Source organism: Janthinobacterium sp. 64 (assembly GCF_002813325.1).
In the GTDB taxonomy this organism is placed as follows: Bacteria; Pseudomonadota; Gammaproteobacteria; order Burkholderiales; family Burkholderiaceae_D; genus Janthinobacterium.
Genome location: NZ_PHUG01000002.1, coordinates 97267 through 113755 on the forward strand (window position 1 = coordinate 97267; position 16489 = coordinate 113755).

At 60.9% G+C, this 16489-nt stretch carries 11 protein-coding genes and 2 pseudogenes; 5 read left to right on the plus strand and 8 right to left on the minus strand.

Annotated features, from left to right (window positions below):
• Nucleotides 1-40 precede the first annotated feature (40 nt).
• Nucleotides 41-925 carry a LysR family transcriptional regulator gene (locus CLU91_RS26895; RefSeq protein ID WP_100876998.1) on the plus strand — a complete coding sequence of 295 codons (885 nt, stop codon included), beginning with the start codon at nt 41-43 and terminating at the stop codon, nt 923-925.
• 957 nt (nt 926-1882) lie between these two features.
• Here the strand turns inward: CLU91_RS26895 and CLU91_RS26905 are convergent.
• Nucleotides 1883-2320 carry a Fis family transcriptional regulator gene (locus CLU91_RS26905; protein WP_139178342.1) on the minus strand — a complete coding sequence of 146 codons (438 nt, stop codon included), beginning with the start codon at nt 2318-2320 and terminating at the stop codon, nt 1883-1885.
• The gene (locus CLU91_RS28085; protein WP_157814844.1) at nt 2310-2486 is read right to left on the minus strand and encodes a hypothetical protein; all 177 of its coding nucleotides are present in this window, start codon (nt 2484-2486) and stop codon (nt 2310-2312) included. Before CLU91_RS28085 ends, CLU91_RS26905 begins: the two co-directional genes overlap by 11 nt.
• 238 nt (nt 2487-2724) lie before the next feature.
• Here CLU91_RS28085 and CLU91_RS26910 point away from each other — a divergent pair, with 238 nt between their 5' ends.
• Nucleotides 2725-4422, plus strand: a complete 1698-nt coding sequence (locus tag CLU91_RS26910) for an aminotransferase class V-fold PLP-dependent enzyme (protein WP_092715373.1) — start codon at nt 2725-2727, stop codon at nt 4420-4422.
• A complete protein-coding gene (locus tag CLU91_RS26915; RefSeq protein WP_092715376.1) occupies nt 4419-5801 on the plus strand; it encodes an L-serine ammonia-lyase in 1383 nt (460 codons plus the stop codon). Before CLU91_RS26910 ends, CLU91_RS26915 begins: the two co-directional genes overlap by 4 nt.
• Nucleotides 5802-6218: 417 nt before the next feature.
• On the opposite strand, the gene trxB is transcribed toward CLU91_RS26915, so the two are convergent.
• A complete protein-coding gene (gene trxB / locus CLU91_RS26920; protein ID WP_092715378.1) occupies nt 6219-7175 on the minus strand; it encodes a thioredoxin-disulfide reductase in 957 nt (318 codons plus the stop codon).
• On the minus strand, nt 7172-8683 hold the full coding sequence (locus tag CLU91_RS26925; RefSeq protein ID WP_092715380.1) for a leucyl aminopeptidase: 1512 nt from the start codon (nt 8681-8683) through the stop codon (nt 7172-7174). The genes trxB and CLU91_RS26925 overlap by 4 nt, the downstream gene beginning before the upstream one ends.
• A 241-nt stretch (nt 8684-8924) precedes the next feature.
• Here CLU91_RS26925 and CLU91_RS28610 point away from each other — a divergent pair.
• Nucleotides 8925-9857 (plus strand): annotated as a pseudogene (locus CLU91_RS28610) (MBL fold metallo-hydrolase).
• A gap of 166 nt (nt 9858-10023) precedes the next feature.
• Nucleotides 10024-10268, plus strand: a pseudogene (locus CLU91_RS28615) (IS3 family transposase); the annotation flags it as partial.
• Nucleotides 10269-10525: 257 nt separating this feature from the next.
• On the opposite strand, the gene CLU91_RS26935 reads toward CLU91_RS28615, so the two are convergent.
• From CLU91_RS26935 to CLU91_RS26950, 4 genes are all read right to left on the minus strand, one after another.
• The gene (locus CLU91_RS26935; protein ID WP_092715382.1) at nt 10526-13408 is read right to left on the minus strand and encodes an insulinase family protein; all 2883 of its coding nucleotides are present in this window, start codon (nt 13406-13408) and stop codon (nt 10526-10528) included.
• 19 nt (nt 13409-13427) lie between these two features.
• Nucleotides 13428-14306 carry a hypothetical protein gene (locus tag CLU91_RS26940; protein ID WP_092715384.1) on the minus strand — a complete coding sequence of 293 codons (879 nt, stop codon included), beginning with the start codon at nt 14304-14306 and terminating at the stop codon, nt 13428-13430.
• Nucleotides 14307-14636 (minus strand): thioredoxin, encoded by a 330-nt coding sequence (gene trxA, locus CLU91_RS26945; RefSeq protein WP_092715386.1) that lies wholly within the window; start codon nt 14634-14636, stop codon nt 14307-14309. It lies immediately after the preceding gene.
• A gap of 90 nt (nt 14637-14726) precedes the next feature.
• Nucleotides 14727-16481, minus strand: coding sequence for an ABC transporter ATP-binding protein/permease (locus CLU91_RS26950; RefSeq protein ID WP_092715389.1), 1755 nt, complete (start codon nt 16479-16481; stop codon nt 14727-14729).
• Nucleotides 16482-16489: the final 8 nt, after the last annotated feature.

Genomic DNA, 16489 nt, shown 5'->3' on the forward strand with positions numbered 1-16489 from the left:
CCTATATTATTAGATACCAACCATACAAGGAATAGATACTTTGCTGAATGGCATTTCCCTGGACTACCTGCGAACCTTCGTCGCTGCCGCAGACCACGGCAGCTTTTCGGCTGCTGGTCGCGTAATCGGGCGTGCGCAGTCAGTGGTAAGTCAAACCATCGCCAGTTTGGAGGGACAGCTCGGAGTAGCGTTGTTTGAGAGAGTCGGCCGCTACCCTAAATTGACGCCTCAGGGAACGAACCTGTTGTCCGATGCGCGCCGCGTTGTAACGGGTGCCGATGCGCTGACAGCCAAGGCACGTAGCTTCTCCGCCGGTCTAGAGCCCGAACTGTCCATCGTCGTCGATGTCATGTTTCCGCAGCGGTGCCTTACCGATGCACTCGGCAGCTTCAAACAGCACTTCCCATCCACGCCGCTCAGGCTCCATGTCGAAGCTCTGGGCCGCGTTGCGGAGCTTGTACTCAATGGTCAGTGCAGCCTCGGCATCACCGGGACGCTGCCGTTTCTACCACCAGGGCTTGCAGCTGAACGACTATTCAGCGAGGAGATGGTGACGGTGGTGGCGCCGGGATCGCCCTTGGCTGGCAGACAAGGCCCCATTGCATTTAGGGAACTGTCGGACGAAACACAGCTCGTGCTGACCGATCGCTCCTCTCTGACCAGCGGGGTGGACTACGGCGTGCAAGGCAAGAACATCTGGCGGCTTGCTGATCTTGGTGCGAAGCATGCTTTCTTGCGGGCTGGCCTCGGATGGGGTCACATGCCGCGCTGGCTCATCAGTGAAGATTTAAAGGAAGGCAGTCTTGTACGCATTGAGTTGGAAGGCCCGTCGGCAGGCTTATTGCCTTTCCAAGCTACCTATCTAAGTGATCGACTGCCCGGTCCCGCTGGCAGGTGGTTGTTAGAGCGATTCCAGCCGACTTAGCTTCGCATAGCGCCCACTGGCAAGCATGACTCTGCGCCGATAGATGCCGAAAACCCGCTGCCCATCCGTCACTGGCTTAAGAAAATCGAGGTTCAACAATGAAACTTCATGCATCGCGCATTTTGTGTGGCGACGCTACGTTAGCCCTGCTCCAACACTCCCCCGGCTTGCTAAAAAAGGGCCTGAGGCTGGCCAGGCTGCAGTCCGGCATCGAGGCTATGGCAATCAGAACAATCGATCGGCACAAAGCAGGAAGGCCAATCAACTTTTGAATGGAGCGGGTCGTATTGAGGCCGCGCAGGTTCGTATGCTCGGTGATGGTGTACATGGCGACGCATGGATTGTATGTGATTGTGATCTTGGTTGTCCAAAGACCCGTTCCACTTGTTGATTCACCTAGGGAATAAAATGGACGCCCCCCTCCTGACGCAGGCAATGCTGATAAGGCAAGCAGGTCGAAATTAGAAAAAGGAAGGATCCCTGCGGGCCTACGGCGTAAAAGCGCCTAAAGTGGAAGTGTAGAAACTCTACAGGTTTACCGGAGGATCCATCATGATAAATGCTACTACTAAAACCGTGCCGTGGAGTATCAAGGGCAGCAACCGGCCATCGGTAGCTGCGGCCTGGGCTTTCTTCCGACCGAATTTCCTTTTACGCCCCACTGAACCAGTGTCAATCTAGCGCCAGGCGCCGACGCCGATGGGCGCTCCTTGCAACACGCCGATGCAGTGAGACCGTCAGCGTGGTTGCCTGTGCGCGGCGCATGCAATCGGTGCCACCGGCACGGTGCACCGGCTGTTTACCGTGCCATTCAGGCGCTAACGCGGCAAGCGCCGCCTGCGTCCCGTGGCGGCGGCGAACTCAATAGGTATTCAATACTATTCTTTTCAATTCTGATAAAAAATCATAGTGCTACACCGGTCAGCTATCGACGCCAGCGCGTCTTTAACGCAGACCCTACCTGTCAAGCTTATCCGCCGCGTAGGAAAATGCCTTCAACGGAGCCGTGCACAATTGCCGGTCGTGGTAGATCAACAGGCCAGCAAAGGCAACGTACGCTTCGCCAGATAACCGGTAGCAGCCTTCGCTGCCATTATGCAAAGCCTGCGTCGCCAATGCCTCATACTCTTCGATTGCACGCGGCATGGTATGACCGTAGCCAAGTTCCTGCAGGATCGCGCTGGCTAGCGCGACTCGCATTATCAATTGCAGGGAAAACAATGACCCGGCGCCGACATACAAGGACGCTAGCTGCGCATGATGTTGCAGCGATAGTCGGCTGCATGTGGCTTGCGGCAAGGGCTGGAATTCGAGCCACTCCTTCTGTGATGTCGAAAACGCACCACGCAGCAGCAAGGTGAGGCGTTTACGTCCAGGCGCGTGGTCAGAATGCATGAGGCAAACCAGATTTCGCGCAGGCAGTCACGGCGATGGCGATCAACTTACGGCGCGACGCCGATAATGCACTGCCGTTCAAAAGATCGACAGTGGTAGCGACGAAGGGAGGATTGATCGCGCCGAAACCTTTCGGAGCGTCGAACGACATTGGTTTGCTGGTCATCGATGCGCCTAGTGCCGATAAAAGCGGAATCGTAATGCATTTTTGGTGCAAGTCGGCAGTACGGAAAACAGTTAATCACGCCGCTGTACTGGTGAAGGATTCAGGTCAAAAATGCCGCGTCGGAAAAAATATTTCTATACTACTTTGGCGCACTTTAAAGCATATACATTCCTTATTATTCAATTTTCATAGATAGTTTAGAACATAAATTCCAAATGTCTGGCGTACCATAACCAGCATGAAAACCGATATCTACCTCGACAGTAACGCCACCACCGACACCCTCCCCGCCGCCCGCGAAGCGGCGAATCGCGCGATGGGGGACACGTATGGCAATCCCAGCAGTACTCACTCAGCCGGGTTGCGGGCGCGAGCAATTTTGAATGACACGCGAGCGCGCGCTTGTCGCCTGCTCGGTGTCGGCAGCGGCGCACTGATGTTCAACAGTGGCGCCACCGAAGGCATTCAAACGGCCGTTTTGTCCGCACTGTGCTCGCTGCGCGAGCAGCGAGCTCGCGGCGAGCGCACCGGCTCGATTCTTGTGTATGGCGCGACTGAACACAAGGCCGTTCCCGAGAGTCTGAAGCATTGGAATCGCGTGCTTGGATTACATCTGGAAATACATGCCCTGCCCGTCAATGGCTGCGGCATGCACAATCTCGCTGAACTCCGAGCGCTTGCGGCTGATGCGGCGCTCGTGTGCACGATGGCCGCCAATAACGAGACAGGCGCCGTGTCCGACCTTGAAGGCATCGCCGCTGCGCTATCTGGCGGCAATGCCCTTTGGCTGGTGGACTGCGTCCAGGCACTGGGCAAGATATCACTGCATCTATCATCGACGCGTATCGATTACGCACCGTTTTCAGGACACAAGCTGTATGCACCAAAAGGCGTGGGAATGTTATACGTGCGCGCAGACGCACCGTTCACACCCTTGATCATTGGAGGCGGCCAGGAAAACGGCATGCGCTCCGGAACTGAAAATATGCCAGGTATCGCGGCACTTGGAGCAGTGCTTGCAGAGCTGGAAGAAGGCGGTTCATTTCGCAGTTGCGCCCAGTTAGAACAGGCCCGAGAGAAATTGATCGCCAGCCTGTCGCGCGCATTTCCAGACCTAATGATCAACACGCCGCTCGATCAATCTCTACCGACGACCTTGAATGTCACGGTGCCAAGTATTGACAGCGGCACCCTGCTTGATGTCTTCGACGCTGCCGGCATACGTATTTCAGCGGGCAGCGCCTGCTCTGCTGCAAAAGCGCTGCCCTCCTATGTACTGAAGGCGATGGGATTGCCCGATTGGCGCAGCAGCAATGCAGTACGCATCTCGATCGGCGCGGCGACCGACGACGTCACCATCGACGCCGCCTGCTCGCGTATCGAGCAATGTGCCGCTGCACTGCGCATAGCATTCGACGACGGTGCCCACGCAGACGGCATCGTTCGAAACGGGGCCACCTGCCTCGATGATCACCTGCCGCATGCAGACGCCGTTACAGCACCGGGCGGTGTCGCCAATAAAGTCGAGCCGGCGGGCTATACAACGAAGGCGCAGGAGCAGGCCCCGCATGCAAAGGTGGACCCGTCCTTGCAGATCGGTGCCGCTGCTTTGCCAGATTTCCTAAAGCTGCACGTAGGCACCGTCATCGTCGACGTGCGCGACCCGGTCGAGCACGCAGTAAGCAGATTGCCGACGAGCCTGTCGAGTGCCTTGAATATTCCACTGTCACGCCTGGCCGAGGCGGTGCCAAGCTGGCTGGCGCTACCAGAAAGGCCTCCGATCTTGTTCTTTTGCCGTAGCGGAAACCGCAGTACAGCCGCTGGAGTCTTGCTGCGCCAACTCAGTTACGCCTCCGCGTTCTCGCTCGATGGCGGCCTGGCACTGGCGGCCCACTTACTCGACGCCACCAATAAAACAGATGGGGACCCGGCATGAACATGAGCATATTCGACTTGTTCAAGATTGGCGTGGGGCCATCAAGTTCGCACACGGTGGGTCCAATGATTGCGGCACGACGCTTTCTGCTCGAATGCGATGTGCTCGATCAAGCGGTGGCCGTTGAGGTTCATTTGTATGGTTCGCTTGCCTTGACAGGTGTTGGTCACGGGACCGATCACGCGGTCATTCTCGGGCTGATGGGCGAAGCGCCCGAAACGCTCGATCCTGCGACAGTCAGCACAAAGCTGTCGCAAGTCGCAGCGTCGGGCCGCATCACCCTATTGGGCCTCAGACGTGTGCCATTTACTGCCGAAAGCGGATTGCTTTGGCACAAGACGACCTCTTTGCCCGAACACCCCAACGGCATGCGTTTCGTTCTTCACTTGGCCGATGGCAAGGTGACCGCGCGCACTTATTACTCAGTGGGTGGCGGGTTCGTCACGATGGCAGGCGAACAGCAGAGCGCGACGAAACAAGACGGTATGTTACCTTTCCCATTTGCTACGATGTCCGACCTGCTTAAGCTCGGCAAAACGCATGGCATGTCGATCGCCTCCATGCTGCGCGCCAACGAACTGGTGCGCTTCGGCCATGCTGAACTCGATGCTGGCCTTGACCGAATCTGGCACACGATGCGTGATTGCATCGCACGCGGCCTGGAGAACGAAGGAGAATTACCAGGCGGGTTACGAGTCAAACGCCGCGCCGCGCGCTTGTTCAAGGACGCGCACATCGGCGCTAGCGTGCGCCGCAACGAGTTGCCCCACGACGCCACTTATCACGTGACGCTTTACGCTATGGCAGTCAACGAAGAAAATGCCGCGGGTGGCAGGGTGGTGACGGCGCCAACAAACGGGGCTGCCGGCATTATTCCGGCAGTGTTACGCTATTACGCCGAAGACTGCCGTCCTTGCGATGCGGACACCGGCATCCGCGTTTTCCTGCTGGCTGCTTCGGCAGTCGGCATGCTCTGTAAGAGAAATGCCTCAATTTCAGGTGCCGAAGTGGGCTGTCAAGGTGAGGTCGGGGTTGCCTGCGCCATGGCGGCCGCCGGCCTGGTGGCTGCGCTTGGCGGCACCAATGAGCAGGTCGAAAACGCTGCTGAAATCGGTATGGAACACCACCTTGGCATGACTTGCGATCCGATCGGCGGTCTCGTGCAGATACCCTGTATAGAGCGAAACGGCATGGGAGCAATCAAGGCCATTACTGCCGCCTCCCTGGCATTGCGGGGCGACGGTAATCACTTTGTCAGCCTTGACCAGGTCATCGAAACAATGCGTCAGACCGGCGCAGACATGCAAGCAAAGTACAAGGAAACGTCTCTCGGCGGCCTGGCGGTGCATGTCATTACCGTCAACCATACGGCCTGCTGAGGCATCAACCTTGCATTAAAAATGCGTTCCATGTATCGCGCTGGAGGATGGCCTGTCCGGTACAAAATCAGATGTCGAACCACAGGAGCACCGTATGCCACGAGGTCGGCTCTCATGGGCCGCCAAAATTTTTAATAATGTGGTCTCAGCGATTCAAGCAGGCACCATGGCGGCCGGCTACCGTCTTCATTCCGTGCAGCAACTCTTCGAGTGTCGCCAGCCGGTCATCGAGCAACGGCCAAAATCAGGAGTGCAACATCCACCCTCAACCTAGCCCGACGACGTCTCCGCGTTGCCGTTCGCCGAAAAACTGCTCAAACATTGCAATTGCGTGTCGTCCGCGCAGGCTGCTGCCAGAAATTAGTTCAGTTCGGAGGCATCCGGCATACACCGTCCGCCTGACCCGATGGTCCATGCTCAATCCGGCAGCGTTTCGAAATAGCGCTGTGCATCGAGCGCTGCCATGCAGCCGGTGGCGGCGCTGGTAATGGCCTGGCGATACACGTGGTCCTGCACGTCCCCGGCCGCGAACACGCCCGGCACACTGGTCGCGGTGACCATGCCGTCGCGTCCTCCGAGCGTGACAATGTAACCGTCGCACATCTCCAGCTGTCCGGCAAACAGATCCGTATTGGGCTGGTGCCCAATCGCCACGAACACGCCAGCGACGTCGATTCGGCTGATTTGCCCATCCGCAGTCGATGCCAGCACGACGCCGGTAACTTTACTGCCGTCACCGACTACCTCGTGCAAGGTCTGATTGAACTTCAGGTCTATTCTGCCTTCCTCCACCCGCGCCATCAGCCGATCGACGAGAATCGGCTCGGCACGCAGGAGGTCGCGCCGGTGCACCAGTGTGACCTTGCGCGCGATGTTCGCCAGGTACAAGGCTTCCTCCACGGCCGTGTTTCCGCCACCGACGACCAGTACATCCAGGCTGCGGAAAAAAAAACCGTCGCAGGTGGCACAGGCGGACACGCCGCGTCCCATATAGGCCTGCTCGGAGGCGAGACCGAGGTAGCGGGCCGAGGCGCCGGTGGCGATGATCAGAGCGTCGCACGTATAGGTACCGCTGTCGCCCTCCAGCCGGAACGGTTTTTCGCCCAGGTGCGCAGTGTGGATGTGATCGGACGCCAGCGCCGTCTTGAATCGCGCGGCGTGCTGGCCCAGGCGTTCCATGAGTGCGGGCCCTTGCACGCCAAGCGGATCACCGGGCCAGTTTTCGACGTCGGTGGTGGTCATCAATTGGCCACCCTGCTGCAGGCCGGTCAACAGCATCGGTTCCAGGTTGGCGCGCGCGGCGTAGACGGCGGCGCTGTAGCCGGCGGGTCCAGAACCGAGGATCATGACACGGGCGTGGATGGTCGGCTTCATGCGCTTTTCTCCTGCCTGCGCTCTTGCGCGAGATTGCACAGCCAGCGGGCTAGTAGGGGCACCGGACGCCCCGTCGCGCCCTTGTCGGCGCCGGACTTCCATGCCGTACCTGCGACGTCGAGGTGGGCCCAGATGTACTTCCGGGTGAACCGCTCTAGGAAAGCCGCAGCGACGATGGCACCGCCGCCGGGGCTGCCGATGTTGGCGAGATCGGCGAATTCGCTTTTGAGCTGTTCGAAGTACGGTTCCTCGACGGGCATGCGCCAGATCGGATCGCCGGACTGTTTACTGGCCGCCAGCAGCGCCGCGGCCAAGTGCTCGTGTGCGGGACTGGTGCGCGTGAACAGGCCGCTGTTGTGGTGACCCAGCGCTACCACGCAAGCGCCTGTCAGCGTGGCGATGTCGATGACGGCAGCGGGCTCAAAACGTTCCGCATAGGTCAGCGCATCGCACAGAACGAGTCGTCCCTCCGCATCGGTGTTGAGCACTTCAATGGTCAGGCCATTCATCGAGGTGACGATATCGCCAGGCCGCGTGGCACGTCCCGACGGCATGTTTTCGCAGGCTGCGACGATGCCGACGACGTTCAGCGCCAGCTTCATTTCGCCGATGGCACGGAACACGCCCAGCACGCAAGCCGCGCCCGCCATGTCGTACTTCATCTCGTCCATCGCAGCGCTAGGTTTGATGGAAATGCCGCCGCTGTCGAACGTCAGGCCTTTACCAACCAGCACTACGGGCGCCTCACCCGGCGTCCCGCCCCGGTGGCGTAGCACGAAGAAGGCCGGCGACGCTTCGCTGCCGTCCGCAACCGCCAGATAGGCGTTCATCTTCAGCTCGGCGAGCGCGGCGCGGTCCAGCACCTCCAGTTCAAAGTGGTAATCCGCCGCCAGCTTGCCGGCGCGCTCGGCCAAGTAGGTCGGCGAGCAGATGTTCGGCGGCAGGTCGCCCAATTCGCGCGCCAGTGCCGTGCCTTCTCCAGTGGCAAGGCCTTCGGCAAGAGCCGCCTGGGCGGCATCGGTCGGCGGATGCCACAGCACCAGGCTGGCGACACCGGCAGGCAGCGTCGCAGGTTCGCTTTTCAGGCGATCTCGCCGATATGCCAGCTCGTGCGCGGTCTGGGCTGTGTGTCGGATCGCCCAAGCTGCGTCACGGCCCTCGACGCTCGCCAGAGGCAGCGCCAGGATGGCTTCGTCCGCGCTCAGTTGCTGAAAGCAGCGCAGCGCGGTCCGAATAGCCTTGGCGAAGACTGCGTCGCTCAGGGTGTGGTGGTGGCCGAGGCCCACCAGCAGCAAGCGTTGGGCCTCAATCCCCTCCACTTGGCGCAGCAGGAGGCTTGAGCCAGGCTTGCCGCTGACGTCCTTTGCCGCCACGGCAGCAGTGATCGCGCCACTGGCGTCGAGCAGCTCGGCCTCGCGGGTCAGGACGCCGTCTTCGAATACCCCGACCGCGATGCAAGCGGTACGGGTTGTGGCCAGCGAGCCTGCTGCGCCATCGTTGCATTTCATAGTGATCTTCAAGTGTGACTCCCTCTTGTGGAAGCACCCATCTTAAGACGGGCCGGAGAGGTTCGATCGTGACGAAATTGACGATTTCGGCCATACTGTCATTACCGTGTAATCCAGACGGAATTGGGTTTTTCCCGTGCGCTGCACACAGTACGGCACTGCGCATTTCCGTCATAACCGTACCGATTTGTGCAGCCTGCATGCGCTATGCTCGAGGCTTTCCCGAGATCACGCGGCTCATATGACAGCAACCATATATCCCAGTCACCGTTCGCCGGAGACGCTACTCGTCGAACCCCGTTTCGACGAGGCGACGGGCACCGCCAGCTATCTGGTGATGGCCCCGAAGAGCCGCGAGTGTACGCTGGTTGACACGGTGGGAGGCTACACCACTGGTTCGGGTACGATCAGTCACACCGTCGCCGACGCATTGATTGCGCACATTCGCGCCCTCGACGGCAAGCTGATGTGGATCTTGGAGACGTATGTACATGTCAATCAGCTGACGGCGCCGCTTTCATCAAGGACAGGTTCCGTGGCCGCACCGGCACCGGCGCACGAATCACCGAAGTACAGTCGACGTTCGCCAGGCTGTTCAATCTTCCACCGGACTTTCCGACCGATGGCTCATAATTCGATCGGCTCTTTGCAGACGGCGAAACGATTCGCCTTGGCGCCCTCACCTTGGCCGCCATACACACGGCAGGCAGCACGCCGGCCTGCCTGAGCTACCTGGTTGCGCATGCCGAAAGCCCTGATACTCCGCGTGCGGCTTTCGTTGGCGACACCTTTTTATGCCCGATTCGGTACGACCCACTGCGATTTTCCAGACGGGGATGCGCGTCAGCTGCACTAGTCGATTCGCAAGGTATTGTACCTGCCCTGCGACACAATCTTGCACACCGGACACGACTATCATCCCGGCGGATGTCCAACGTAGTTTGCCACGACAGTCGCTGCCCAACGTGCGCTCAACCTTCACGTGGGAGGCGAAGCAACCGAGGATAACTTCGTTGCGATACGCACCGCGCGCGACGCCGGGCTTGCACTGCCGGCACTGATGCTGCCTTCCGTTCAGAAAAACATCCGCGTGGGTCGACTGCCAGAGACTGAACCAAACGGCATTGCCTACCTGAAGATTGCACTTAACTCCTGGTGTGCGGCACCGCCATGACCGACATCGTTCTCAGGGGCTGACCGGCGCCAGCGGCACCATCCTGCTGATATCTGCCCCCATGGTCAGTATCGGCTTCGAGACTAAACATGGGCGCAGATCGCACTCCCGGCCGTGGGCATATACGCAGCCACCGGTGGATAAATGGGTCTGCGCACGCAGCGTCCGCGAAGGACTCGGTATCAAGGTCGACTTCTCACTTCCCTCGTAATGCTTGATTTGATTGCTCGATAGGATCATTGAATAGCGAGTCAAGCTGCTGATCATTGGTTGCTAGTACATCCGCGCTGTGGCTCTGGCCTGGGCCGCCAGGCGCGCCATACGAATTGACTTTTACAGCCTGGACAGCCGCTACAGCCTGGACAGCCGCGGCAGAACGCCTACATTGAGCGCTACAACCACACTGTGCGAGTCCCCCAACCGGCGAAGAAAAATTCAGCCGCATATATCTTATACGGGATCAATCTTAATTACTGCCATAGCTGGAAATACGGTTCTGCCGCTGACAACGATTTACCCAGCTTACCGATTTTAATCCTGAACCGCCGGAAATGTGAATTGCGCAGTAGGATGTCATCGGGGGTGCGATCAATGAGGTCAGCATCGAGGCAATCAGATGAAAAGAACGACCTCAGGAGAGGTCGTCGTGCAAAACGGGCTGCGGCCCGTCAGTTTGGCGGCATGGACGCGGGCTTGCCCTTGCCGTACGCGAGCAGATCAAGCACCCGCAGCCCGGCCAGGTCCTGCTCGACGTTCCCGACCGACGCCGCGCGGCTCGGTGTCTCGTCCTTGAGCCAACGCTTCACCGCAGCCTTGACGTCTCCGATCGTGCATCCGAGTACGCCTAAACGGAATTGCCGGCGTACCGTCAGGTCGATGTCGCGCAGGTGCAACGCCCAGGCCGTGAGCACCGCGTCGAACGGCGACGCCGGATGGTCGAGCTTCTTGAGCACCGAAATGATCGCCTCTTCCAGTTGATCTTCCGTGAAAGCTGTATCCGTCACCCGCTCGAGCGCCGTCGCAAAGTCGGCATAGGTACCTGCCAGGCGCGGATCGCGGAAGGAGCTCATCGTGAACGTACCGGCACCTTCCATGTAAGCGGCAAAGCCGCCGTAGGCGCCGCCGCGTTCGCGCACGGCCGGGTGCAGCAGTTGCGCCGTCAGCAGCTGCGCCGCCACTGCCAGCGCCGGCGCGTCGCGGTGGCACTGGCCGGGTGCCGCCCATGCGATATGGCAATGGTTGACCTGGTTCGGGGCGTACAGCGCCAGGCCGGCCGGCGCAGTCACGGGTGCCGGGAGCGCTCGCGTGGCTGCGCCATGCGCTGCGAACCCCTCAAACAGGCTGGAGAGCGCCCGCGCATCGTCGCCGGAACCGGTGCACAGCAGCGTTTGCGGGCACTCCACCATGCGCGCATGCAGGGTGGCCAGGCGGTCCCTGACCTGGCGCAGGCCATCCGGCGTAGCGACCAGCGCCTGAAGGCCGGTGAGGAACGGGACGAAGGGTGCGCCTTCCGTCGCGTATTCGAACGCACGCAGTGGCGATACGGGGGCGGTCGCAGCCAGGCGTGCGTAACGGTCACCGTCTTGGGTAAGACCGTCGAGATGCTGACGCGCCATCTGGTCAACGAGGAAGCGGATGCGCTCGTCTTCATCGAAGCGAGGCCGGTTGACGTAGGCGTCGAGCATCTCCGCGATCTGCGCGTGCTCCTCGCGCAGCGCGCTGGCGAAGAAGTTCATGGAGACGCGCAGCCCGGCTCGAGTATTCTGCACCGCGTTGACCCCGATGGCGTGGCGGGCGACGCGGGAGCGGCGCCACGCGGCAGCCTCTTCGAAGCCCATGTCCGCAACACCGAGGTCTTCGCGCAGGCTCGCATACAGCTGCAGCCAAGCCCAATCGGCCTCTGGCAACGCGCTTACGTCGACCTGGACTCTGGCATAAGAAATGCCGTTTGAGGGAACCGAAAATACATACTTGCCATCTGCTGCGGCACCGGTATCCGGTAGTGCGAGCGGCTCGACACTGACGTCACCCGGGCGGATGCGTGGTAACACGGATGAATCGCTCGATTGACGCTGAAGAGCATCGAGCGCGGCGTTATCGGTGGCGATCCGTTCCAGGTCGGCGGACGCCAGCGTGGCCTGGGCGGAATCGAGTTTGGCGCGCTCAGTTGCGGCGCGTTGCTTGAAATAGTCAGAGTCCGGCAGAACGTCTGCGTCCAGCCGCGCCGGGTTGTCCAGCAGGTTCCGCACGAGGCCCCGGAAGAAGTCAGGGTCGGCGACGTCGCGGCGCAACTGTTCCAGTATCGCCGTGCTATCAAATGCAGTGACGACGTCGCCGCCACGCATTGCGACGGGTAGGACTGCGAGCATCCGCGACAGGATATTGGGCATCTGGCCGCCCGATGTATCGCGCTGACCGTACGTGATGTCGCGTAGGGCAGCCCGTAGCGTTTCCTCCGGCACGCCGGTGTCGGCGACACGTTCCAGCGTGGCCCAGAGCAAGGTACGGGCCTGAGCTAATTGCGACTTCTTGAGCCCTTCCATGCCGACGTGGAACAGCATCTGGCGCGCGTCCGGGCTCATGCCGTTGATGCGGGCCGGTCGGCCATAGCCGGCCGATTCCATGGCCTTGCGCAGCGGCGCCGAGGCGTCGCCCATCAGCCCGGCCTGGAGCAGGTCCGCGTGGTAGTACACCGTCGGATCGGCAGACTCGCCGAGGATCCACGCAATCTGTACCCCGTTGTCATTCTCTCCGGCCTGCGACGGAATTGCGATGGTGGCCTTGCGTGGTGCGTCGACCGTGGCCAGCTGCGGCAGCCGGCGCGGTGCGCTGCCGGTGCGTTCCACCAGCACTCGCTCGGCGATGCGGCGCTGCACATCGGCCGCCGCGATCGGTCCGGACGACATGAAGACGGCCTGCGACGGGTGGTAGTGCGTCGCATGGAAGTCCTTCAGCATGTCATGCGTAAGCGCCGGGATGGCGAGCGGATCGCCACCGTACTCGACTTCGTACGTCGTGCCCGCGAGCAAATGCCCGGTCAGGCCACGATACAGTGCGCGCATCGGGTCGGCGAACGCACCCTTCATTTCGTTGAAGACCACGCCCTGGTAAGCCAGCTTGCCGTCCTCCAGTGTGTAGCGCCAGCCTTCCTGCAAGAAGTTCAGGTAGTCGAGCTGGGGGAAGAACGTGGCGTCCAGGTACACATCGAGCAGGTTGAAAAAGTCGTTGCGGTCCGTGCTCGCGAACGGATACGCGGTGCGGTCTGCGTACGTCATCGCGTTCATGAAGCTGGCCGTCGAACGGCGCATCATCGAGAAGAACGGATCGCGCACCGGATAGCGACGCGAGCCACACAACGCGAGATGTTCCAGGATGTGCGCGCGGCCGTCGTTCGTCTGCGGGACAGTCGGGAAGCCGACGAGGAACGTCAGGTCCCCGCGCTCCGTGACCAGGTGGATGTGGCGCGCACCGGATGAAGGCTCGACGTATTCCTCAACCGTCGCGCGCAGGTCCGGAATCTCGTGGGTTCGGATTTTTTCGAATGTCGTCATGGGATGGTGAAGTAGGTGCTCAGGTGCGTTTCAGTTGTGCGATCAGGACATCGGCGGCACGGCGATTTGCGTAGGCGTAAGCGTCACGGTCAAGTTGCGTTTTCCATTTGACCTTGGCCGCGACGTCCGGATGGTGCTCTTCGAGTAGCGAGAACACGGTGATACCCTGTTCCTGCAACTCGGGCTTGGCAGCCAGGTGCGTGTCCCACATCAGTTTGAGATGGGCGCGGATATCGTTGTCGTGCTCGACCGTGAAGCCGGATTCCATATCAGCCTTGTGACCGGCGGCCTTGCTGTAGACGCGCAGGGTGTCGAACACGACCGCCTTCGACGTCGTCGGATCCCAAGCAGCAGTCTCGACGCATGTCGCTAGGCTTTTCAGCAATTCCGGCTCAACCGTATCGGTCAACGCCGTTGCGGCGCAGCGCACGAGACGCCATTCGGCCGGTGCCGGGCGTTCGCCTTCCAGCACCCTGCGTTGCAGATCCTGCACCTGTTCGGAAAGGTGTTTCAGTTCGGCCGGAATGTCCGTCATCTTGCCGATGAATTCATCGGCATCGGCCAGGACACTCATGACCACGGCGCTGCCCACTCGCGACACGTCCACCCCGGGACGGACGGCGCTCAGCAGGTCGATACCGAACGCCAGTGCAGCGTCGACAGATTCCTGGGCGGCGGCGACGCCGTCGGCGGTCGTTGCCAGCCATTGCGGCAGGCCGAGCGTGTGCTCCCATTGAGTCAGATCGTCGCTTTCAAGGATGCAGCCGACCAAGCTGCCCTTGGTGCCGTCCCACTTGAGCGGTCCCGGGGCCAGGCCCTGGGATGCGGCATTCCGGCGCAGACGTTCGATGGCAGCGTCGCGCAGCGCCGGATTGGATTGATAGGCGTTCAGACTCATTCAGGCCTCCAGTTTCTCGTCGAGCAGGGCCGCGAGCCGTGTTTTGGATTGGGTGCCGAGCAGGCGGGCGCATTCCACGCCGTTCGAGAACAGCAGCAGCGACGGCAGGCCGCGAATGGCCAGCTGTTCGCCGACTTGCCGGTTCTCGTCCGCATTGACCTTGACGACGCGCACTTCAGGATATTCGTCGGCGAGGTCGGCAAGGATGGGGGCGAGCGCCTTGCATGGGCCGCACCAATCGGCCCAGAAGTCGACCAGGACGAGGCCAGGGACCTTCAGGACGTCGGTCTCGAAGGACGCGTCGGTTGTATTCAGGATGGTCGAAGTCATATTTGTTTCCTATTCAGATTGCGAGAAGCCAGCACGCCCAGATTAACAGTCACGCCACGGAATGTATCCAGGAGCAATAGGCAATTTTTGTCAGACGGTACCGCAGGTAGTTTCAGTACAGTTATGGGTTCCGTCGGGGTTAGGTGAGGCGTCGCTTACAGGGCCAATGTCGAGTACATGGTCGTGGAAACGGGCCAGATCCTGCCGGTGCGCGACGCTGACGATCGCCGCATGCGGCAGCGACTCGACGAGGGCCGTGTAGAGACGGGTTTCCAACTCGGGATCGAGCGCGCTGGTCGCCTCGTCGAGGAAGACGAAATCCGGCACATGCAGCAGGACACGCGCAAACGCAACCCGTTGCTGCTCGCCGCCCGACAGCTGATGCTGCCAGTTGTCGTAGGCGGCCAGGTCCTTGATCCGCTGGTCGAGCCCGCATTGCGCAAGTACCCGGTGGCAGCTATCGTCGTCGAAATCCTCGGCCACACGCGGATAGCACAGCGCCTGCTTGAACGGCCCCGTTGGCAGGTAGCTGCGCTGCGGAACGAACATCACCGCCGCACCTTCGGGGAACTTCACGTCGCCGTCACCGTACGGCCACAGGCCCGCGAGCACGCGCAACAAGGTACTCTTGCCGACGCCGGACGGGCCGCGCACAATCCAGCGCTCGCCCGGCGCGATGTGCAGCGGGCCAAGGCGCGTCAGCGTGCGCCGCATCGGATCGAGCAGCGTCAGCGGGCCGGTAGCCAAAACTGGCACCGGCTGGTGCGTCAACGTGAAGCCGCTCATGCGCAGGCGCGCCTTGTGGATGGCCCACTCCAGGTCGCGCAGGCGGTTAGCGAGGGCGATCCATTCGGTGGCCGGCTGGTACGACTGGCTGAAAAAGCTCAGCGTATTGCTGAGCATGCCGAACGCGCCGGCGACGCTGACCACGCCGCCCAGCGTGATCTGGCCGGTCAGGTACAGCGGCAGCGCGGCGATGGTCGGCAGGCCGGTAAACAGGCTCATGTACGCGGACGAGGTCAGCATGACCTTGGTACGCCGGACGATCAGCGCGGTCGTATTGTGCCGAACCCGGGCGAAAAGCCCGGTCAGGCGGCGCCGCTCCGTTTCGGCGCCGCCGTAGAAGGCGATCTGCTCCGCGTTTTCCCGGATCTGCATGGCGCCGAATCGGAAGTCCGCTTCCACGGTCTGCTTTTCCATGTTCAAGCCGACGAGGCGCTTGCCGACCCAGTGCGTCAGAGTCAGGCTGCCGATGTTGTAGGCATAGGCGATGAAGACCAGCGTGCCGGGAATGGCGAACGTCGTGCCAGAGATATCGAACCGCACCACGCGCGACATGCCCCACAGCAGCGCGGTATAGCTGACCATGCTGACGACCATGTTCAGGAAATTGAAGAACAGGGTGAGGGATAGCGTCGTAAACAAGCGCACATCTTCCGCGATTCGCTGGTCGGCGTTGGACAGCATGCCTTCCTGTTCGATGTCGTAGAAGGCATGCGCCGCCAGCCATTCTCGCTGGAATTTCTCGGTCATCCACGTGCGCCAGCGGAGCTCAAGGAAATTCTGTACCGCCAAGCTGACGACCGCCACCGCAGCGATGCAGAGTCCGGCGACGACGGCCGCCGCCAGCACCGGCCAGATATTGTTCCATTTCATGGTCAGCAGGGCGTCCGTCACCTCGCCCGTCAACTGGTTGGCCCAGATGTACAACGACGCGCTACCGAAGATGCTGGCCAGCATGACAGCGAGCATGGTGTAGACTTTCCAGCTTCCCGTCTGTCGCCAGTAGCTGAACGCCAGGGTGGTAAGACTGGGCCGGAGTGGTGCTTGCAGCGTTTTATGCATCGTTCGTG